The following is a 21,412-nucleotide window of genomic DNA, read 5'->3' as shown; positions in this document are numbered from 1 at the left end:
TTCCATAATAAAAAGATCAAATTTGCCTGTAAGAGAACTGTGTTCTCACAACAAGAAATTTGACCTCTAGTTTTCTAGTCAATCAATTATTATTTATAAGTCTCCAAAATATTGCCATATATATCCTCAATCAATCTCAGTCCACCGCTGTATCCAAGATAACCGCCATTCAATACAAGCCTGTGCATGACAGGTATTGATATATTTATTCTGAATGCCTTCAATTCTTCAGCTATATCCCTGTCCCAGGAGCTTCCAAGTATTAATGGAATGTGTGTTCCCAAATCATATCTTCTGAGTCTTTCATTTATTTTTTCTCCATCCATTTCAAAGAATATTTTAAAATCCCTTGTATCTGAAATTTTTTTAAATTCATCCCTTATATAATCCTGATATTTAATTGGAGTATCATCTGTAATATACTGCTCTCCGGGAACAATGCCAAGTTCATTCAACAGAAACTGGCTTATTCCCAAAGCATAGAATGAATCCGTTATATTAAAGAATCTATCCGGTATGCTGTATCTGAATTCCAGAAAAAAGTCGGCGGATCTTTCCAGGTAATAATAAAAAATATCTTCCTCGGTTTTTATTACCTTTTCTACACTTTCTTTGTCAAGTCCTGCAAAATCAGCAACCGACCTTAGAAAACTGCTTGTTTCCCTTGCCCCTATAGGAGGGATGGCATAGTGCAGATACGGTGTCCCATATTTTGCCTTCAAAAGCTCCGCAGTTTCAACTCCGACCCAGGGAGAAAGCACTATATTGAATTCTGCATCCGGTATTGTTTTCCATTCATCCACTCCACCTGATTCAGGTCCGAAAAGTATATTTACTTCCAGCCCTATTTTTTCAAGCAGATGTTTTATGCTGCCAAGGTTTCCCCCCCAAAAAGTATCCTGAAAAGGTATTGATGAAAACACATTTACAAGTCCCTTTCTAACTTCAGGCTTTTTATCCCCGACAAATTGATCTATTATTGCCTTCAATACTACTTCATGTCCCTTAAAATTACTTCCCTTGAAGCCGCCTGTTTCAGCAAAAACTATCGGTATGCCCTTTTTTTTATATTCATCCACCAACGAGCCTACATCATCTCCGACTATATCGGATGTGCAGCCTGTCAGTACTACAAACAGATCTCCTTTTAATACTTTTAATGTTCCGTCAATGACTTCACGCAGCCTCTTTATTCCACCAAATACAACTTCTCTCTCCGTTGCGTTTGTACATGGAATTACTCCGCCGCCTGAATATCCTGTACCCTGATATCCGGAATCCGTACTGAGTCCCCTAAATAACTTCACACCACATCCAGGTCCTGAATGAAGTATGGGCATTGCCCCTTTTATTGCAATTACAGACTGCTGGGCTCCGAGGGTACAATAATGTCTTGGTTCCTGAACTATTTTAGGCATGCTATTTTCCCTCCTTCAGAAAAGTATCCGGCCTCTGTTTGAACCACCAGTCAGTATACGGAAATTTTGCATGGGCTGCAATATTTTTTACAAATTCAGGAGTTTCAAGTACATCCAGAACCTTCTTACCGTAATTTATCAATCCCTGATATCCAAGTCCAAACTGCTCATCCCCCATTAAAAAGGTTGGTATTCCAAGCTTGGCTCCCCAAATTGACATTCCGCCATGTCGTGCAACAAATATATCAGGCTTCAATCTATTAAGCGAATTAACCAGTTCATATGCCTGCTTGTCACATACACTGAAATTCTCTATATCACCGTAGGTATTTATTGCATGATCAAGGCTCTTAGCTGCTTCCGCCCCGTTATCATAGCATGGATCATGGTGAAATATGGATGCTCCCACAATTTTCATTCCAAGGTCTTCAAGAAGAGCCATCAAACTGTGACCATGTGCCGCACCAGCTGTAATGTAAGCCCTTTTACCCTTTAACCTGCTCCTCAGCTTTTCAAGTTCAGGATATATTTTTTCCTTTTCAGATTTTATCAATTCCTCTACCTCGGCTTCTTTTCCTGTAATTCTCCCAAGTTCTCTAAACCATTCATCCGTTCCCTTTATTCCGTAAGCAGGAGGTGCCTTTACCTCCTGTACTCCATATTCCTGCTCAAGTGCTGCTGCAAGATACGTTCCAAGTGTAGGACATATTTGAACTGTAGCTGCAGCCTCTGACATTTTTTGAAGCTGCTCTATAGTTGAGAAAGGAACTATATAATTTGGCCTCAATCCTATTTTTCCAAACAAATCTGTAAAAATATCACTTCCCCAGAAGTTAATTACATTTATTAGATCTTTTTGCTTTTTAACAGGAGGTTTGACTATTTTTCTTATTATTCCATGATATGCAGCATCAAAGCCTGTTGTCCACATCTTTGACTTGAACCCTTCGCAGGGAATATACACTACAGGTATTTTGAATTTTTTTTCTGCATCTTCAGCTATTGTTTCTATATCATCTCCTATAATACCAGATGCACAGGACGCAGTTATAAAAATTGCCTTGGGATTGAATCTGTTAAAAGCTTCTTCTATTGTAGTCTTTAATTTTTCTCCCCCTCCATAAATAGTGTCCTTTTCTTCAAGATTTGTACTCAGCAGTCTGGCATTTCTAAGTTTGAAATTTCTTTTTCTCTGGCCTACTCTGTTTGTAAAATTAAAATCCGAAAAGTCTGCCGAGCATCCAAGCGGAGCATGGTTTATAACAACTGCATCCTGTATCATTACAAGCTGGCAAAGTGCGTTTCCCGAGCTGCATCCGAGGCATTGACTGAAAGAATGTTTTCTGTCACAAAGCCTTTTCCCCTTTGACATTTCGCATAGTTGGGATGCATTTCCAAAAAAGCCCGTAATTGATCCAAGTCTTGTTTCTCTTATTTTAATTTCCGGTGATTTTATATTTATGCTCAAAATTGTATCCTCCCTTTTATATTTATCAATAATTACTAAAATCCAATTGACAAAAAAGACTAGGTAAAACACTACGAATATACATCGCCGGCTTTACTTAGTCTCCAGTATATCTGGTCAACCAATTAACTGTAAATAAAAAACAAAACCTTCCCCTGCAAAAGATACGGGAAGGTTATTTCTTCCATTATCTTATCTTCCAGGTATATTTCATCCTGCAGGAATTGGCACCTTGAATAAAATCCAGGTTGCCGGGCATCAAAGGGCCTGTCCCTCCGCCTCTCTTGATAAGCTATATACTTCTATTAGTATATTCAATATTATTGAATATGTCAATATCTTTTTTCTACAATTCCACCAAATTTATAACCTATTCCTCTTACAGTCAAAATGTATACAGGGTTTCTGGAATTATCTTCAATTTTTTGTCTCAAGTTCTTTATATGTGAATCAATAGCCCTGTTATATCCGTCAAAATTTTTTCCCAGTACAATGGATATCAATTCTTCTCTTGTAAAAATTTTTTCAGGATGTCCTGCCATAACTGTAAGTATATTGTACTCAACAGGGGTAAGATTGACTATACTGCCTGATTTTTTAACTTCATAGCTTGAGTTGTTTATTGTCAACCTGCCGTTATCTATGGAAATTATGTAATCCATAATATCTTTATCATCCACTGTTCTTCTTAGAAGTGATTTCACTCTTGCCACAAGCTGTTTTGGACTGAAAGGTTTTATTACATAGTCATCTGCTCCTATGTCAAATCCATTGAGTATATCAGATTCTGAAGTTTTGGCTGTAAGCATTATGATAGGCACCTTGGACTTCTTTCTTAAAATACTGCATAGTTTTTCTCCACAAATATCCGGAAGCATAAGATCCAGAATCATGAGATCAGGATTTACTTTGTCAAACATATCCATAACGGTATTTCCATCGTATGCAGAATATACAGAATATCCATCTCTCTGAAGATATGATTTTACAACTTCCACAATTTTTATCTCGTCATCTACTACAAGTATTCTTCTTTTCTGTTCTTTCATAACCAAGACTCCATTCAAATCCTATTTTAATTTATGGATTCAACAGTTATTACAGGGAACTTTTTGCCATCAGCATCCGGCCCCGGATTAGTACCGGTGTTTCCTTTTAATACTCCCTTTACCGTAACTTGAACCGGATATTTGCCCTTACCTTCCTTTACATGTTTCTGGACAATATTCCATGCAGTCAACTGCGATCCACTACCATTAAAAGTCCATTTTCCGTCTTTACCACTTTTATTGTCTGAAGCAATATTACCGTCAAAATAGTAAAATACCCAGCTGCCATTTTGCTGAAAGGTTATTCCCAGTCCGGACAGAGCCATCAATCTCATATATACCATATTTGCAGTATCTTCTTTAAGTCCAGCTGCAAAATCATCTTCTGAAGTAATATATCCGGTAATACTAACAGACCTGGCTGTAGATTTACTACTATTGTTATCTGAAATATCAGAAGTTTTTTCCTCCGGCTGTGAATTTACAGTATTGGATTGAGATTTTTTATTAAGTTCAACTTTGCCTTCTTTATCCAGTTCTGATTTTGCTGAAGATTTTGTTCTATCCACGGCTACAGTTTTTTCCTGAGTTTTCTCTGCATTATGATTTGAATGTTGTGACTGCAGCATTTGTTTGCTGTTCATAGAACTTTTATCCTTATTTCCAGCTTCAGTTTTAGACGAATTTGCCTCTATAATCCATACACTTCCAGCTATAATTAAGCATATTGCTGCAATTATTCCAACTACAATTTGATTTTTCCTCTTCATAAATATCTGCTGTTACAATATTATAGCACAATATTATAACAGTTTTCACCTTCCTTCTTAATTTAAATTTAATTTTTAGTCTTGTCCTGATTCAACTTGTCAATGCTGTCTACAACTGTAATTTTGCTCTTTATCATGCCCATCCAGCAGGTATACACGAATTCTCCACCTCTATCAGGAGTAAATTCGATTATGTTGTCTCCTACCTTCAAATTCTTTTTTACATTGTATTCTGGAATCTGAATTGCCTTGTTGCATTCGTTCAAATTTTTTTCGTCAACATGCAGATTCCATTTCACAGGTATTCCTTTTATCACTTCAATAGGAGTAAAGCTGTCACTTTCAAGTTCCGTCCTTACATTTTGGGTTCCGCCTTCAATAGCCGAAAATCCCTTCCCATTTCCATAAGGCATGTTCTTCATTCCTACAGAGACACCATACAGTGAAAATCCTCTGCCTATCATGGCTATTCCAAGACATAGTACAAGTACAGCACTGGCTTTCAAGATTATTTTTGAAAAATTTTTAGTTAAAATAGTATTTAAAATTCCGAACATAAACATCAAGGGCACTGTACCGATTGAAAAAAAGAACATGGAAGCGGCACCAAGTATCACACTTCTTGTTCCAAGAGCATATAATTCGACTATTTGAATTGGTCCACATGGCATTAAGCCCGTTAACAATCCAACAATTATAGGACTGTAATTGTTATTTCTACGAATTTTTTTAGCAAAAAAGGATGGCACTGTGATATTTACTCTTCTCAGAACTTTAAAGATTCCAAGCAGATTTATTGCCATTATAACCATGAATATGCCGCCTACAATAGGAACGATTCCCCTCAGCATACCAGAAAATCCAATTATTCCTCCGAGTCCTCCAACAATTCCACCCACAATAGTGTAGGATATTATTCTTCCGATATTATAGAACAGGGCAGGCCTGAATGCTGAATTTGGAGTTGCAGTACCATTCTTGCTGATGGTCTGTGACATATTTATTCCACCACACATACCTATACAATGAAAAGATGTCAATATTCCAAATGTAAACAACAGTATATAGCTTGTGTTGTTCCCCAACTTTGGCAGATATTTCAGCATGAACAGATTTTTTAGAAATTCAACTATATTTATTTTGAATATAGTTACTAAAAAAATGATTAGGATTAAAATTAATATTACAATTAATATTGCCAGTTTATTACCTATTTTATGATTCATATTTTTGATCTTATATTCCTGCAAATTCAAACTCCCCTCCTATTTTTAAATAATTCACAACCACCAGGCCGGGCCTGGTGGTATTTAATTACATTATTCTTTAGTTATCAGTTATTGATTGTACTTTTATTACTGGATAGTCTATACCATCGGCATCAGGTCCGGGATTAGTCTGTGTGCTTCCATCTAATATTCCCGTTATCTTGACAGGTACTGGTTTCATCTTGTCTGCTCCATTATTGCTCTTAATCTGGTTTTCAACTATATTCCATGCACTCAGCTGAGAGCCCGTACCATTAAATTTCCACTTGCCGTCAGCTCCATCAGTATTGTCTGTAGAAATATCTCCATCCAGGTAATAGAATACCCATTTACCGTCCTTGTCTTGATAAGTTATTCCCAATCCGGACAGCGCCATCATTTTCATGTATACCATGTCCGCCGTATCCTCTCCAAGCTCCGCTGCAAAATCATCTTCCGTGGTTATATATCCTGTAAAAGTCTGTGTCTGCGGTGTCTGATTTTCTCCTGACACTTCGTTATTTATTGTATTCTCAATCGATTTCGGAACTGCTCCCGTACCTCCTACTATTTGCAAATCTGTAGTTTTATCCGCATTGTTCTTTATATACTCAACAGCATTGTTTGTACTTTTTAATCCCTCCCTGTCAACCAACAACAGAGGAGAATTGTACTTCCCTGCAAGTACCGATGCAACAAGTGCATCTGCAAACTGGTTGTCCGCAGCATTCCTTGAAGCTGAGGATATATAAAGTCTGCCGCCATTCAAGTCATCTTTGAAGGCATTCAGCACCTTCAAATTAGTTGAAAATCTGTCCTCGCCACCATCTATTCTTTTGGCAGCAGGTGAAAAGGCGTTTTTCACATCATCACTTATGCTGTATGTAGTTCCTATTACCGTGACATTAGAGCCTTTTGCAAAATCAATGGAGTCTTTTATTGAAGCCTTGTAATTGCTTGACAGCAATAATATTTCATCCTTTGCTGCTGCAACCGGTGCTGCCGACAGTGCATCTGAAAAACTGCCTCCGGCAACTACAAGTATATTGTCTTTGTTTACTCCCTCTTCAACCAGTTCCTTTGCCACAGCAAGATTAGTGCCATATCTGTCCTTTCCCTGAAGTCTCTTGACTTTATAACCTGAAAGTGAATTTTCAACTGATTTTGAAACCACGCCCTCCCCGCCGACAATATATACACTCTTTGTTTTTAATGTCTTCAAGGCATCCTTGGTATTTGAATCCAGTTCATCACCTTCTGTAAGCAATATTGGTGCATCAAGTTTCTTTGCCAGTGTGGAAGCACTTACTGCATCCGCATATTTAGTACCATTTACAATAACGGCATAATCACTTCCATTCGGCCAGTTTGACTTTGCAGCATTTGCTGCCGTTTCATACCTGTTGATCCCACCTGCTCTTGTTACGGAACCTTCCGCTGCTTTTACTTCCCATGGATATGAAACACTTCCTAAAGCTGCTGCTATAACACTTGCAGACAAAACAAACGGCAATAACTTTTTACTTTTCATAACTTCCGTTCCCCCTTAATTTTTAATAAAAAAAGCTGAAATTTTCCCTAATTCAAAATCAAAGAAAATTTCAGCCTCTAGTTTTCTAGTTAGCTATAAAGTTATATATTTTTATGAACTATATAATAATATAATTTTTACTTATTGTCAATTAAAAAAATATATTATTGTGGATATTACATGTATAAAATATTAATAATTTATTAATTAAAGTACTTTAATCTGCAGCTATAGACTGTGCCTTTATCACTTCAAAATATTTGCCGTCGGCATCAAGCCCGGGATTGGTCTGCGTGCTTCCATCTAATATTCCTGTTACTGTGACAGGTACTGGTTTCATCTTGTCTACCCCACTATTGCGTTTAACCTGTTCCTCGACTATATTCCATGCATCCAGTTGGGATCCTGTGCCGTCAAAGATCCAGCTGCCTTCATTTCCTTTAGTATTATTTGTAGCAATATTACCATCCAAATAATAGAAAACCCATTTGCCATCTTCATCCTGATAGGTTATGCCAAGACCAGATAATGCCATCATCTTCATATATACCATAAAAGCAGTATCTTCATTGAGTTCTGCCGCATAATCATCCTCCGTAGTTATATACCCTGTAAAAGTCTGTACCTGTGGTGCTTTATCCTTTATATCCACTTTATATGATGTCGTCCTGCCATCAACCGTAATTGTCAATACCTGGCCTTCTACTTCTTTTGAGCTGTCAAACCCGGTTATATTTGCTTCTGTAATTGTCTCGTCTTTGGTACTTCCATCCTCATATGTTCCCTTTACTTTCAATCCAGTTATATCAAGTTTCTCCCCTACTTCATATTCAAGCTTATCTGCCGGAGAACTTACAGCTATGCTGCTGAGGTTACTTGATTCTGATGGATCTGGTTCCGGACCTTCTGCCAATGAGGATACAGTTATCACCGGATAACTTACACCGTCTACAACTTTAACATCTCCATTCAATTCACCAGTTACGGTAATGGAAATATGGCTATTTTTTGAACTTTTATCTATTAATTCATATGCCTTTACTTGCGTACCAGTGGCATTTGGAGCAAATTCACCATCGAAATAGTGGAATTTATAGGTACCATCATTTTGAGGAACTCCTATTCCATATCCGCTTGCTGCACAGCTTTTCATTTTCAAGCAGGATTTTGTATCATTCCCAGGATTTGAATCAGAATTGAAACAATGCTGGTCAATAATATACCCTGTAAAAGTCTGCTCCTGCGGAACTTTATCTTTTATACTCACTTTATATGATGTTGTCTTTCCATCCACTGTAATTGTCAGAACCTGTCCCTCCACTGCTTTCGAACTGTCAAACCCGGTTATATTTGCCTCTGTAATTGTCTCGTCTTTGGTACTTCCATCCTCATATGTTCCCTTCACTTTCAATCCAGTTATATCAAGTTCCTCCCCTACTTCATATTCAAGTTTGTCTGCTGGAGAACTTACAGCTATACCGCTGAGCTGTGGGTTTTCTGTACCTGAACTCCCCGAATCTGCAGTTAAGGATTTCACTTTTATAACCTTGAAGAGTTCCCCGTCTGCATCAGGTCCTGGATTGGTTCTCGTGCTTCCATCAAGCGTTCCTTTTACCGTTACAGGTACTGGTTTTTCACCTTCCCCGTTTTTAACCTGGTTCTCCACAAGCTTCCATGCCTTCAGCTGTGAGCCTGTACCGTCAAATGTCCATTTTCCTCCTTCTCCCTTTGTATTGTTTGTTGCTATGTCACCATCAAAATAGTAGAATACCCAATTGCCATTTTCCTTGAAGGTTATTCCAAGTCCCGACAGCGCCATTAATTTCATATATACCATGTCCGCCGTATCCTCTCCAAGTTCCGCTGCAAAATCATCTTCCGTGGTTATATACCCTGTAAAGGTCTGTGTCTGAGATGTGGAGCTGTCATTATCATCTCCAGTAGAATTATTTCCATTTGAATTGTTAGAATTATCAGAGTTACCTGACTTTTCTGCTGATGCTGCATCATTTATCGCGCACTCAATCGATGCTGGAACTGCTCCCGTACCTCCTACTATCTGCAAATCTGTAGTTTTATCCGCATTGTTCTTTATATACTCAACAGCATTGTTTGTACTTTTTAATCCCTCCCTGTCAACCAACAACAGAGGAGAATTGTACTTCCCTGCAAGTACCGATGCAACAAGTGCATCTGCAAACTGGTTGTCCGCAGCATTCCTTGAAGCTGAGGATATATAAAGTCTGCCGCCATTCAAGTCATCTTTGAAGGCATTCAGCACCTTCAAATTAGTTGAAAATCTGTCCTCGCCACCATCTATTCTTTTGGCAGCAGGTGAAAAGGCGTTTTTCACATCATCACTTATGCTGTATGTAGTTCCTATTACCGTGACATTAGAGCCTTTTGCAAAATCAATGGAGTCTTTTATTGAAGCCTTGTAATTGCTTGACAGCAATAATATTTCATCCTTTGCTGCTGCAACCGGTGCTGCCGACAGTGCATCTGAAAAACTGCCTCCGGCCACTACAAGTATATTGTCCTTGCTGACTCCTTTTTCAACCAACTCCCTTGCTACTGCAAGATTAGTGCCATATCTGTCCTTTCCCTGAAGTCTCTTGACTTTATAACCTGAAAGTGAATTTTCAACTGATTTTGAAATCACGCCCTCCCCGCCGACAATATATACGCTCTTTGTTTTTAATGTCTTCAAGGCAGCCTTGGCATTTGAATCCAGTTCATCACCTTCTGTAAGCAATATTGGTGCATCAAGTTTCTTTGCCAGTGTGGAAGCACTTACTGCATCCGCATATTTAGTACCATTTACAACAACAGCATAATCACTTCCATTCGGCCAGTTTGACTTTGCAGCATTTGCTGCCGTTTCATACCTGTTGATCCCACCTGCTCTTGTTACGGAACCTTCTGCTGCTTTTACCTTCCATGGATATGAAACACTTCCTAAAGCTGCTGCTATAACACTTGCAGACAAAACAAACGGCAATAACTTTTTACTTTTCATAGCTTCCGTTCCCCCTTAATTTTTGATAAAAAAAATGGAATTTTCTCTAATTTGAAATTAAAGAAAATTCCAGCCTCCAGTTTTCTAGTTAGCTGATTTTAAATTATAAAGAATAAAATTACTATGGATACATTATTCTATAATTTTTAAAATTTGTCAATAGACAAATTGTGTAGATTGCATGTTTAAAATATTAATAATTTATTAACAACATTTTAATCAACGTTTTTTGGAAGAAAAATTATAAACTCACTCCCCTCATTGAGAACACTGTTTACCTCTATTCTTCCTCCATGAGATTCTATAATTGTTTTTGCTATTGCAAGCCCTATGCCTCTGCCGCCAGTTGCCCTGTTTCTTGATTTATCGGCACGATAAAATCTGTCAAATATAAATGGGAGGTCATCATCAGAAATTCCTATTCCGGTATCCTTTATATTCAGTTTAATTTCATTTTTCAGCCCTTTCAAATCCAATAATACCATTCCATCTCTAGGTGTATATTTAAGTGCATTGGATATAAGATTTACTATTGCCTGTCCTATTTTATCCTTTTCAGCAAATATTTCCTGGCTGTTCCCATTGAGTTTTATTTCCACGCCTCTATTTTTAAATTCCGCCTGAAAATTAAATACTATATTTTTTATTTGATCATATATGTCATATATTGTCCTGCTCAATTTACTATGTCTGTTTTCATATTTTCCAAGCATCTCAAGATCCCCTACAAGTCCGGCAATTCTAACAACTTCCTCATAACAGCTTTGAAGTCTTTCTATGTCAGGTTTCCACACACCATCTATCATGGCTTCAATATGACTTTGGAGTGTTGTCAGAGGAGTTCTAAGTTCATGTGCTATATCATCTGACATTCTCTTCTTCAATTCCCCATGTGACTTCAAAGTTTTTGCCATATTGTTAACGGCGGAGTTCAATATATAGATTTCTTCTGTACTTGAGTTTTCATCCACAAAATTATCGAAATGCCCTTTTGAAATACTTTCTGTGGCTCTTACAATCTTTGCAATTGGTTTACTCAGCATCTGAGCCATTATAGTTCCCAATATCTCGGCGAGTATAAGCGAAAATATAAATGCAAATATGAGAATTCTATTTTTTAAGTTATAAATAAAAGTAAGGTCGATATTGTTGTAGTAAAATGGTCCATAATAGCCTATTGTCATAATTCCTATTTTCTCATTATCATGATAAAGCGGATATCGTTTATCCTTGTATTTTCCATTCCAACCGGGATAATACTTGTTCATATTTTTTTCCATATCGTCAAGCATCTTCTTGCACAGTCCATTATTGTGAGTGGATGCATCCCATATCGTTTTATTATAAGAGTCACTTACTTTTATAAACATACCCCGTTCAATATAATTTACCCCTACATTTTCTATACCTGTGCTGTTCCATTTTCCATTGTCATACTGCCTGCTTATCAAATCAACCACTTCCTGATTGGAGTGTTCCTGATTATGTACTGTATATTCCCTAAATTGTTTCTCAAGAAGTACATTCATTAAAATGCTTATTAAAAACACACACACAATTGTAACAAGAATATAAGACACTGTAAGTTTCTTTCTCAAACTAATTTTCATTCTTTATTACCTCTCCATCATTTTTTACTATATTAATTGAATTATTTTTAGCTGTCAATTTTAAAATGGATGTATATTGACAGAGATACTTACTCATGCTAGAATACAAGAAATTATATTTGTCGACCAGATAACTGGAGGCTAGTAGTTTGATTCCATGTATGGATAGACTGCTAGTCTTTAATTTTTATGAAAATAGGGGGGAAAATAAGGCATGATTGAAAAGAGAGCATTGAAAATCTATGGCATGACCTGCACATTATGTGCCATTACAATAGAATCGGCAGTCAACGAGATCAATGGCATAGACAGTATAAATGTGAGCTATGCTTCTGAAAAAGCAAAATTGCAGTATGACGGCAAAGTCACATCTCTGGATACTATAAAAGAAAAAATAGAATCATTGGGATTTTCAGTAGGCGAGGAAAATGAAAAAGCTTCAGGAGAAAACCTCACAAGAGAAGAAATAGAACGGAACAAATTGAGAAATCTATTTATAATATCGGCTGTACTCAGCAGTCCATTGATACTTGGAATGATACTGGGCGGAACAGGCTTCTGTCACAGTGATTTCGATCCATATTCAGCAAATAAATGGGGTGCCTTTATTGAAATTTTGAGATGGAAATCTTCAATTCTTCACAACTGGAAACTTCAGATTACATTGGCAACCATAGTACAGTTCATAATAGGTGCCAGATTTTATAAAAGTTCTTTTTTTGCATTGAAGGCCAAGGCTTTTACCATGGACTTACTAGTTGTAATAGGGACTACTACAGCTTATTTTTATAGTCTTTATATTGCATTATTCGAAACTTTTACCTATACTCTGGGAATGATTAATTTGTACTTTGAATCTTCTGTAACTATAATCACGCTTGTAATCCTGGGAAGATATCTGGAATCAATAGCCAAAAGCAAAACTTCCAATTCCATAAAGGCTCTTGTAAAACTTCAACCCAAAACAGCCAGGGTAATAAGAAACAATATTGAATACACCATTCCCGTGGAAAAAGTATGTATCGGTGACATCTTAATGGTAAAACCCGGTGAAAAAATACCGGTAGACGGAATTGTAACCAGCGGTCATTCCAATGTTGATGAATCGATGCTTACAGGAGAAAGTCTTCCTGTAGAAAAGAATAAGGACGATATTGTAACAGGAGCTTCAATGAATAAAAATGGTACCTTTAATTTCAAGGCTACCAAGGTTGGAGATGACACTGTATTTTCAAATATTATAAAATTGGTGGAAGAAGCTCAGGAAAGCAAGGCTCCCATACAGAAAATTGCAGATAAGGCTTCTGGAATTTTTATACCTGTCATACTCTGTATATCCGCACTTACCTTCATAATATGGTACTTCGTTATATTCGATCATAAAGTTTTTTTAATAAATCTGCCAATAATATATGCTGTATCCGTTTTGGTTGTATCCTGCCCCTGCGCACTCGGGCTTGCAACACCTGCTGCGTTGATGGTAGGGCTTGGAAAAGGAGCTGAAAATGGAATATTGATAAAAAACGGTACAGCATTGGAACAAGCATGTAAAATTGATACTGTAGTATTTGATAAAACAGGAACTCTAACTGAAGGTAAGCTTGACATAACCGATGCTGTCCTATTCAATAGAGCAAATGAATTGAACATACAAAGTCAGGAAGATTTATTGATTTTAGCCGCTTCGGCAGAAAAATTTTCTGAACATCCTCTAGGAAAGGCTGTATACAGTTATGTAAAGCATAATTACAAAACTCAATTGAAACATACTGATGATTTCACTGCGGTACCAGGTAAAGGTATAACTGCATCTGTAGATAATAAAAATATATTAATAGGCACTGCAGATTTTTTAAAAGAAAAGGCCGTAGATTTATCGGAATTAAAGGATACTTTAATTCTTTTGCAAAAAAAAGGAAAAACAGCTGTACTTGTTGCAATTGATGGAATTCTTGCTGGAGTAATTGCCTTTGCAGATAAAATAAAAACTGATGCCGGAGAAGTTGTTGATTCTCTTGAAAAAATGCATATAGACGTTTATATGCTTACAGGAGACAATAAAAATACTGCGCTTTCAGTTGCAGACAAATTAAATATAAAAAATATAATATCAGAGGTACACCCCGAAGACAAAGCAGATGAAATTTCAAAATTGAAAAATAAAGGCAGATCAGTTGCCATGGTAGGTGATGGAATAAACGATTCGCCGGCTCTGGCTACTGCAGATATAGGGTTTGCAATGGGTTCAGGTACAGATGCTGCCATTGAAACTGGAGATATTGTACTGTTAAATGAAAATTTGAGAGCTTTAACAGATGCAATAAAGCTTTCGAAGGCAACAATGAAAAAAATAAAGCAAAATTTATTCTGGGCATTTATATACAACATAATTGCAATTCCAATAGCTGTAACAGGTCATCTAAATCCTGTAATTGGAGCTGCAGCCATGTCCTTTAGTTCCATATCGGTTTTGTTGAATTCGTTAAGTCTCAAAAAATACAAATTTCAGTAATTAAAATGTGGACTGGCTTAAAAACCAGTCCACATTTTAATTAAAGTACTTGTTTTACTTCTTTAGGGTTTTTGGTATAATCAGCCAGCTTTACAAATTGCGCCTTTATCCTGTATATAACTGAATCTCCAAGCCCACCTTTAGATAAATTTTCCTTCAGCACCGGATATCTCACGCTTATTCCATCCACTGCTTTTTTAAAATCATCATCATTCTCAAGAACTTCGGTCGCCTTTCCAGTAATGGATACACTCTTGAAGGTGTCATAGACCTGTCCCTCATTTTGGAAATAGAATGTAACTACGGGGTTTTTTTGTATGTGTTTTACTTTATTGCTTTTTCTTCCTGTCTCAAAATATAAATTTGCACCATCATTTGAAAAAGCTCCCATTATTCTTACGTAAGGGGCACCATCTTCACCTATTGTAACAAGTAGTCCTGTTTTTGACTGTTCCACATATTTAACAGCAGCATCCAATACATCACTCATCTTTATGCAATCCTCCAATTTATAATTTTTATGTTTTATATATTATAAGCATAATTTGTAATTTAATACAAGTACATTATATTTTTTATCGTTTTAAATCTTTTTGAATTGCAGTTGACAAAATAATGGACTTATATTATCATATAAAAAAGTAGAAGAATTAATAATATGTTCTTTATAGCTGACCGGCAAACCGGAGGCTACATCGTTTTTAAATGGTGTAGTCTCCGGTTTTTTTGGTACAAAAAATAAGGGGGAAATAAAAATGTCAGAAGAAAATTTAAAATTTGACACATTAAAAGTAAGAGGCGGATATGATTCCAGCAAACACAATCACTCTGTTTCAGTTCCAATTTATGAAACAGCCGCATTTGATTTGGGAAGTACAGATAGGGCCAAGAGGTTGTTTTCATTTACAGAACCCGGGTTTATTTACACAAGATTAAGCAATCCTACAGTTGAAGTTCTGGAACAAAGGGTTGCAAAATTGGATGGTGCTTCAGGTGCAGTTGCCGTTAGTTCCGGAATGGCTGCAATAACTTACACTCTCCTCAATCTTGCAGAAAACGGTGGAAGAATACTTACAACTCCATATTTATATGGAGGAACACTTGACGGATTCAAAAAACTTTATCCCAAATTTGGAATAAACATAGACAAGTTTCACGATTTTAATAATCCAGAGGCTATAGCCAAGGCAATAAAGCCAGATACCAAGGCTATATTTGTTGAAAGCATAAGCAATCCAAACACTTCAGTATCAGATATAGAAACAATTGCAAAAGTAGCTCATGAACATGATATTCCACTTGTGGTAGACAACACCTTTGCAACTCCATATCTTTTGAATCCAATAAAATACGGTGCCGATATCGTAATTTATTCAGCTACAAAGGCACTTAACGGGCATGGAAATGTTATTGCAGGTGTAATTCTTGAAAGCGGTAAATTCAATTGGGCAAATGGCAAGTTCAATCATTTTCTGGAACCTTATTATACTTTAAGAGATAATAATGACGATGCCAGAAATTTTCTCGATGTATTTCCTGATTTTCCATTTACTACGAGAATCAGAATGAACTATTTGAATTACTTTGGTTCTTCTTTGAGTCCTTTTGATGCATATCTTGCACTTATAGGACTGGAAACCTTATCTGAAAGAGTCAAGAAACAAATTGAAAATACTGAAAAAATAATCGGTTATCTGAAAGAAAATGACAAAGTTTCATGGATAAAATATCCTACTTTAGAAAACAGTCCATATAAAGAATTAGCTGATAAATATCTTCCAAAAGGAGCTGGATCAGTATTTACCTTCGGATTCAAAGGTACTGATTCCGAAATAGACAAATTTTTGAACTCATTAAATCTGTTCAGCTATCATACCAATGTTGGTGATTCAAGATCTCTGATTGTCAATTCACCTAAGACAACACACAGTGAACTTACACCAGATGAGAAAGAACTTTCAGATTTGCTTCCTAATACAATAAGACTATCCATAGGACTCGAAGATGCAGAAGATCTCATAGACGATTTGGATCAGGCTTTCAAAGCAGCATTTGAATCTGAAAAAATAGTAAACAAGGATGTTGTTAAATAAATTATATATATAGAAAGAAGAGGGAATTATTATGAATAAAATTACTAAAATAGTTGCTGCGTTATTGCTTGTTACTGCAGTACCTACTCTTGCTGCTTGTGGAAAAAGTACATCTACTTCTTCAAGCGAAAATGGCACAGGAAAATATAAATATGGGAAATTGCAAATTCAGGCTCTCGGAGGTGGTGTTTGCGGTGCCCCTGCCTACATAGCCAAGGAAAAAGGTTTTTTTGCAAAGGAAGGTTTTGATGTAACTCTTGTAAGTGGAACATTTGAACAGCAGAAAACCGGCCTTGCAAGTGGAAAGTTTACTGTTACAAATGGTGACTTTCAATTTTTCCCTTCTGTTCAGCAGGGTCTGGATATAAAAGTCATAGGCGGACTCCACAAAGGTTGTATAAAATTAGTCGTGCCTCCTAATTCACCAATAAAAACTGCAAAAGATTTGAAGGGAAAGAAAATAGGTGTGGATGAAGTAGGGGGAACTCCTATGGCTATAACAAGTGTGGTTCTGGCAAACAACAACATTGATCCTACAAAGGATGTAAAATGGGTTCCTTATCCTCTTGACCAGCTGACAAAGGCTGTTTCGAAAGGTGATGTTGACGCTTTTGCCGCATGGGATCCGTTTGCTACACTGGCTGAAAAAAATGATAATTACAGAGTAATAACCGATATCGCACAGGATCCGTTATTCAAGGGAAAATCATGCTGCTTCCTATATGCTTCCAATAAGGAAATCAAGGATAATCCGGAAAAAATTGCAGCTCTTGTACGAGCTTACAAAGCAGCAGATGACTGGATAGCAGAACATCCTGAAGAAACTGCAAAAATTGAACTTGACAAAAAATATGTATCCGGTGGTGATGTAAAATTAATTACCGAGCTTATAAAAAATTATGATTTCAAATATACTACCGATGGTGCAAAGGATGACGTCAAATATTTTGTAGAACAGCTTAACAAGACTGGATTTTTGAAAAAAGGCACCGATCCTGTTAAATTTGCTGATGATGTGTATTACGATGCACTCGGAAATTCAAAAAATTAATGGAGGTATTACTAACGTGAGTGCTTTAAGTGAATCTGCAAATTCAGACAACATACCAGAATCAGATATTCAATCAAAAAATATTGATAAAGTACCGGTTGTCAAAGCATCCGACACTGTAAACTGGAAACCTAAATCAAAGGTCTGGCCAATTTTACAAATCATTGCTTTTGTAGCGGCTTTGGTTGAAAACATAGCTTTGCCTACAGTACAGATTGTTAAAGTCTTTCCATATAGGATAATGCTTATACTTTTTATAGCCTATCTTGGTATAGAATATGTAATTTCGTTTTTCAATGAAAAACTGAGTGCACAAGCAAACCATAAATCACAATTTTACTTTGCCATAGGAGTTGGATTTATAATTTGGGATATTCTATCCACAAAAACCAATATACTTCCGCTCCCATTTTTCCCGGGGCCTGCACAAATAGTTCAGGTCCTTGTGGAAGATGCCGGCACACTTTTAATAAGTACACTTTATTCCATGCGACTTTTAGTACTTGGCTTCGTTGCAGGTACTCTTTTGGGACTTGTTTCCGGAATTTTAATTGGCTGGTACAAACAATGGTATTATTGGTTCTTCCCTGTTCTTAAAATTATAGGTGTTGTACCTGCAGTTGCATGGATACCAGTTGCAATGTCATTATTTCCTTCAACCTTGATTTCCGAAGTATTTTTAATTGTACTCTGTGTGTGGTTTCCTGTAGCCTTCATGGCATGCGGCGGTATAGAAAACATACCCAAATCCTATTTTGAGGCAGCTAAAACTTTAGGTGCAGATGAAAAGTTCCTCATATTCAAAATAGCTATTCCAGGTGCAATGCCATCAATATTTACTGGAATCTACACTGCGACGGGACTTTCCTTCACCACACTCGTAGTTTCAGAGATGCTTGGCGCCGAGGCTGGGCTTGGATGGTATATAAACTGGGCCAAAGGTTGGTCCAATTATGCAAAAGTTTATGCTGCAATAGTTATAATGGCGGTAGTTTTCTCAATAGTACTTGCGATAATATTTAAAATCAGAGACAGAGTACTTATATGGCAAAGGGGGCTTTTGAAATGATAAAATCCTCCGTTGCAAATAATGCTTCTATTAAAATAAAGGATGTAAACAGAATATATATAGATGCAACCGGCAACCTTGTAGAAGCCCTCAGAAATATAAATCTTGACATTAGAGCCGGAGAATTCATTTCACTTGTAGGACCGTCAGGATGCGGCAAAACAACATTGATGAGATTGATAGCAGGACTTGACAAACCTCAATCCGGTGAACTGTTTATTGATAATGACAAAATAAATGACACCAGTTTTGAAAGAGGATATGTTTTTCAGCAGGCAAATCTTTTTCCCTGGGAAACAATAGAAAATAATATTGCTGCAGGACTGAAAGCACGAAAAATATATAAAGAAAGCAAAGATAAAATTCATGAATATATAAAACTTACCGGACTTGAGGGATTTGAAAATTCATATCCCCATCAGGTTTCAGGAGGTATGGCTCAAAGAGCTTCTCTTGCCAGAGCACTTATAAATGATCCAAAAGTACTTCTCCTGGATGAGCCTCTTGGGGCACTGGATGCATTTACAAGAATGGACCTTCAGGACAAACTTATTGAATTATGGCAGAGAAGAGGTACCACAATGATACTGGTTACCCATGACGTAGATGAAGCAATTTATCTGAGTGACAGAGCCGTAATTATGACACCGCGTCCCGGAAAGATAGAATCAATCATAGATATAAATCTTGAAAGGCCCCGGGATAGAACTGATCTGGAGTTTACAATACTAAAAAAGAAAATATTAGATAAGCTCCATTTTGCAAGGAAACATTAACACCATTAAAAAACAATGTACAAATTTTGAGTCTGTACATTGTTTTTTATTTTAAATAATTGCATTCAGAATTTGATCATTGCCACTACTCTTTTTTCCCAAGTATTCATTGCCCATCTCATCTGCTTTAATTATTGCCTTCTCAATAATGTTTTCCTTTTCATAATCACGGAATTTTAAATGAATATTATCCTTGATACCTGATATTTTAATTTTAGATCCATATTTTATTCCAAGCTGACTTAATGTAACAGGTAAACCAATCTTGGTAAATATATCAATAGCCTTGAATATTTCATCTTTGCTCCTGTTTTCAAGAACAAATTGAACAACAAGTGCAAAACTAGTTTTTTCACCATATAGGCTATACCTTGTATCGGAAATATATGTCATGTTATTGACTACATAATTACATATATCAATTGAGTTATCAACTATATCATGATTTTGCCTCATTCCGGATAATACTATGATTGAATCTATCAATTTTCTGTAACATTCATCATCAATGTTTTCATCCAGTTCTTCATACAATCCTTCAATATACTTCTCCAGTATGTTAACCGGATATTCGTCTTGTTTCACATGATCAAAATATTTAAAAACTGACATTGCATAACCTATACCTGCATTTAGATATCGTATGGATGATTCAAGTATTAAATCTATATCCGTCAATATAAGTTCAGGTAATTTCTTTAGCCTGACATAATCAATATATCTTCCGGTATCATCATATATTATGGAAATATTGGAACACGCAGCACAACTTGTAGCTACAGTAGGAATAGCAATTACAGGCTTACCTGTCCTATCACCTATGGTCTTTGCCATATCAATTACCTTTCCTCCTCCTACACCTAGTACTACATCAACCTTCAGTTTACGGGCTGATTCCGAATATATTTTTATATCATTCAAAGTGCAATGCCCATGGTATACTTCAACTCTATATTCCAGTCTCTCTCTTGCAAGATTCATAAGTATCCTTTGTCCAGTCTTGTTCCATGCAGTTTTTCCGCATATAATCAATGCATATTTTCCAAATTTCGAAGTATATTTACCGGTTTTATCCAGAATATTTTTCCCACTGACATAGAATTTCGGTATTTTTATATCCGTCATTTTACTCATCCTTTCCATAAATTTTAGAGTTAAATTATTTCCTTTAATTCCTCCAGTGGCTTTATATAATCACATAAATTTATATACTCCGGCTTAAACTTATATATACTATAATCTTTGAAATTACTACTCAGGAAATGTCTTCCCCTGTTTTTTCCAATTAAGGTTTTCAATACACTGTAGACTTCATTTGAATATATTATTTCAGCCAATTTTCCTGAAACATGTATGCTTTTGAATGCACTATATTTTTGTGTACTGTTTTCAAAATAGACATTGACCTTTGAACCGGTTTTGACTTTTTTGACATCTTTATCTACAATAAAATACACATTTGTATAATCATTTATAAATTCCTGTATATTTATAATACAAGTTTTATTTTGTTCATCCATTGCAACTAAATATCCCCTTTGTGAATGATCTATATATTTCATTGCATCATTTAATATTTCACTCATTTTCATATCCCTTCCTTATCTTTCAGAATTGAATCTGCAGGATTTAGCACCTTGTATGCAAATGGAACATACTGGTTGCTGAAACTTCATCGGGCCTTACCCTCTGCTTCTCTTGATAAGAGAATGTATTCCCCCAAACAATAAAAGGTCAAGTTATATTTATTAAAAAGATTTTATACAAATGATCTATCTCAATAATAAATTCAACTTGAC

At 36.3% G+C, this 21,412-nt stretch carries 16 protein-coding genes and 2 riboswitches; of the genes, 5 read left to right on the top strand and 11 right to left on the bottom strand.

Features of this window, described 5'->3' with window-relative positions; genetic code table 11:
• Nucleotides 1-89 precede the first annotated feature (89 nt).
• From LKE46_RS05465 to LKE46_RS05430, 8 genes are all read right to left on the bottom strand, one after another.
• Nucleotides 90-1,418: a nitrogenase component 1 gene (locus tag LKE46_RS05465; protein WP_291719166.1), complete on the bottom strand. Its 1,329-nt coding sequence runs from the start codon at nucleotides 1,416-1,418 to the stop codon at nucleotides 90-92.
• A gap of 1 nt (nucleotide 1,419) precedes the next feature.
• Nucleotides 1,420-2,886 carry a nitrogenase component 1 gene (locus tag LKE46_RS05460; protein WP_291719164.1) on the bottom strand — a complete coding sequence of 489 codons (1,467 nt, stop codon included), beginning with the start codon at nucleotides 2,884-2,886 and terminating at the stop codon, nucleotides 1,420-1,422.
• 189 nt (nucleotides 2,887-3,075) lie between these two features.
• Nucleotides 3,076-3,180, bottom strand: a riboswitch (SAM riboswitch).
• 38 nt (nucleotides 3,181-3,218) lie between these two features.
• Nucleotides 3,219-3,935, bottom strand: a complete 717-nt coding sequence (locus LKE46_RS05455; RefSeq protein WP_291719162.1) for a response regulator transcription factor — start codon at nucleotides 3,933-3,935, stop codon at nucleotides 3,219-3,221.
• Nucleotides 3,936-3,961: 26 nt separating this feature from the next.
• Nucleotides 3,962-4,705 carry a hypothetical protein gene (locus tag LKE46_RS05450; RefSeq protein ID WP_291719160.1) on the bottom strand — a complete coding sequence of 248 codons (744 nt, stop codon included), beginning with the start codon at nucleotides 4,703-4,705 and terminating at the stop codon, nucleotides 3,962-3,964.
• 68 nt (nucleotides 4,706-4,773) lie between these two features.
• The gene (locus LKE46_RS05445; RefSeq protein ID WP_291719158.1) at nucleotides 4,774-5,961 is read right to left on the bottom strand and encodes a sulfite exporter TauE/SafE family protein; all 1,188 of its coding nucleotides are present in this window, start codon (nucleotides 5,959-5,961) and stop codon (nucleotides 4,774-4,776) included.
• A 70-nt stretch (nucleotides 5,962-6,031) separates the two neighbouring features.
• A complete protein-coding gene (locus LKE46_RS05440) occupies nucleotides 6,032-7,483 on the bottom strand; it encodes a cell wall-binding repeat-containing protein (protein WP_291719156.1) in 1,452 nt (483 codons plus the stop codon).
• 217 nt (nucleotides 7,484-7,700) lie between these two features.
• Nucleotides 7,701-10,502, bottom strand: a complete 2,802-nt coding sequence (locus tag LKE46_RS05435) for a cell wall-binding repeat-containing protein (protein ID WP_291719154.1) — start codon at nucleotides 10,500-10,502, stop codon at nucleotides 7,701-7,703.
• Nucleotides 10,503-10,717: 215 nt separating this feature from the next.
• On the bottom strand, nucleotides 10,718-12,112 hold the full coding sequence (locus LKE46_RS05430) for a sensor histidine kinase (RefSeq protein WP_291719151.1): 1,395 nt from the start codon (nucleotides 12,110-12,112) through the stop codon (nucleotides 10,718-10,720).
• A gap of 214 nt (nucleotides 12,113-12,326) precedes the next feature.
• On the opposite strand from LKE46_RS05430, the gene LKE46_RS05425 reads away from it, so the two are divergent.
• A complete protein-coding gene (locus tag LKE46_RS05425) occupies nucleotides 12,327-14,624 on the top strand; it encodes a heavy metal translocating P-type ATPase (RefSeq protein WP_291719149.1) in 2,298 nt (765 codons plus the stop codon).
• Between the two features lie 40 nt (nucleotides 14,625-14,664).
• Here LKE46_RS05425 and LKE46_RS05420 read toward each other — a convergent pair whose 3' ends face one another.
• Complete coding sequence (locus LKE46_RS05420; protein WP_291719147.1) at nucleotides 14,665-15,114, bottom strand: pyridoxamine 5'-phosphate oxidase family protein; 450 nt, start codon at nucleotides 15,112-15,114, stop codon at nucleotides 14,665-14,667.
• A 265-nt stretch (nucleotides 15,115-15,379) separates the two neighbouring features.
• On the opposite strand from LKE46_RS05420, the gene LKE46_RS05415 reads away from it, so the two are divergent.
• From LKE46_RS05415 to LKE46_RS05400, 4 genes are read left to right on the top strand one after another with little or no spacing between them, the layout of a single operon-like run.
• Nucleotides 15,380-16,717 carry an O-acetylhomoserine aminocarboxypropyltransferase/cysteine synthase family protein gene (locus LKE46_RS05415; protein ID WP_291719145.1) on the top strand — a complete coding sequence of 446 codons (1,338 nt, stop codon included), beginning with the start codon at nucleotides 15,380-15,382 and terminating at the stop codon, nucleotides 16,715-16,717.
• Nucleotides 16,718-16,748: 31 nt separating this feature from the next.
• Nucleotides 16,749-17,768, top strand: a complete 1,020-nt coding sequence (locus LKE46_RS05410) for an ABC transporter substrate-binding protein (RefSeq protein ID WP_291719143.1) — start codon at nucleotides 16,749-16,751, stop codon at nucleotides 17,766-17,768.
• A gap of 16 nt (nucleotides 17,769-17,784) precedes the next feature.
• Nucleotides 17,785-18,837 carry an ABC transporter permease gene (locus tag LKE46_RS05405; RefSeq protein ID WP_291719141.1) on the top strand — a complete coding sequence of 351 codons (1,053 nt, stop codon included), beginning with the start codon at nucleotides 17,785-17,787 and terminating at the stop codon, nucleotides 18,835-18,837.
• A complete protein-coding gene (locus tag LKE46_RS05400) occupies nucleotides 18,813-19,613 on the top strand; it encodes an ABC transporter ATP-binding protein (RefSeq protein ID WP_434735188.1) in 801 nt (266 codons plus the stop codon). Before LKE46_RS05405 ends, LKE46_RS05400 begins: the two co-directional genes overlap by 25 nt.
• Before the next feature lie 51 nt (nucleotides 19,614-19,664).
• Here LKE46_RS05400 and LKE46_RS05395 read toward each other — a convergent pair whose 3' ends face one another.
• Nucleotides 19,665-20,756, bottom strand: a complete 1,092-nt coding sequence (locus LKE46_RS05395; RefSeq protein ID WP_291719137.1) for an iron-containing alcohol dehydrogenase — start codon at nucleotides 20,754-20,756, stop codon at nucleotides 19,665-19,667.
• 11 nt (nucleotides 20,757-20,767) lie between these two features.
• Complete coding sequence (locus tag LKE46_RS05390) at nucleotides 20,768-21,199, bottom strand: hypothetical protein (protein WP_291719135.1); 432 nt, start codon at nucleotides 21,197-21,199, stop codon at nucleotides 20,768-20,770.
• Nucleotides 21,200-21,211: 12 nt separating this feature from the next.
• A riboswitch (SAM riboswitch) is annotated at nucleotides 21,212-21,321 on the bottom strand.
• Nucleotides 21,322-21,412 lie beyond the last annotated feature (91 nt).

It is taken from the genome of Clostridium sp., assembly GCF_022482905.1.
Taxonomy (GTDB): domain Bacteria; phylum Bacillota; class Clostridia; order Clostridiales; family Clostridiaceae; genus Clostridium_B.
Note: the sequence above shows the minus strand (reverse complement) of the source record. Positions and strands in the feature narration are given on the sequence as shown.

Coding starts and splice junctions, on each gene's coding strand:
- LKE46_RS05440 (WP_291719156.1), bottom strand. CDS start 7,483: ATGAAAAGTAAAAAGTTATTGCCGTTTGTTTTGTCTGCAAGTGTTATA.
- LKE46_RS05450 (WP_291719160.1), bottom strand. CDS start 4,705: ATGAAGAGGAAAAATCAAATTGTAGTTGGAATAATTGCAGCAATATGC.
- LKE46_RS05395 (WP_291719137.1), bottom strand. CDS start 20,756: ATGGAAAGGATGAGTAAAATGACGGATATAAAAATACCGAAATTCTAT.
- LKE46_RS05430 (WP_291719151.1), bottom strand. CDS start 12,112: ATGAAAATTAGTTTGAGAAAGAAACTTACAGTGTCTTATATTCTTGTT.
- LKE46_RS05410 (WP_291719143.1), top strand. CDS start 16,749: ATGAATAAAATTACTAAAATAGTTGCTGCGTTATTGCTTGTTACTGCA.
- LKE46_RS05435 (WP_291719154.1), bottom strand. CDS start 10,502: ATGAAAAGTAAAAAGTTATTGCCGTTTGTTTTGTCTGCAAGTGTTATA.
- LKE46_RS05455 (WP_291719162.1), bottom strand. CDS start 3,935: ATGAAAGAACAGAAAAGAAGAATACTTGTAGTAGATGACGAGATAAAA.
- LKE46_RS05465 (WP_291719166.1), bottom strand. CDS start 1,418: ATGCCTAAAATAGTTCAGGAACCAAGACATTATTGTACCCTCGGAGCC.
- LKE46_RS05400 (WP_434735188.1), top strand. CDS start 18,813: ATGGCAAAGGGGGCTTTTGAAATGATAAAATCCTCCGTTGCAAATAAT.
- LKE46_RS05420 (WP_291719147.1), bottom strand. CDS start 15,114: ATGAGTGATGTATTGGATGCTGCTGTTAAATATGTGGAACAGTCAAAA.
- LKE46_RS05390 (WP_291719135.1), bottom strand. CDS start 21,199: ATGAGTGAAATATTAAATGATGCAATGAAATATATAGATCATTCACAA.
- LKE46_RS05415 (WP_291719145.1), top strand. CDS start 15,380: ATGTCAGAAGAAAATTTAAAATTTGACACATTAAAAGTAAGAGGCGGA.
- LKE46_RS05425 (WP_291719149.1), top strand. CDS start 12,327: ATGATTGAAAAGAGAGCATTGAAAATCTATGGCATGACCTGCACATTA.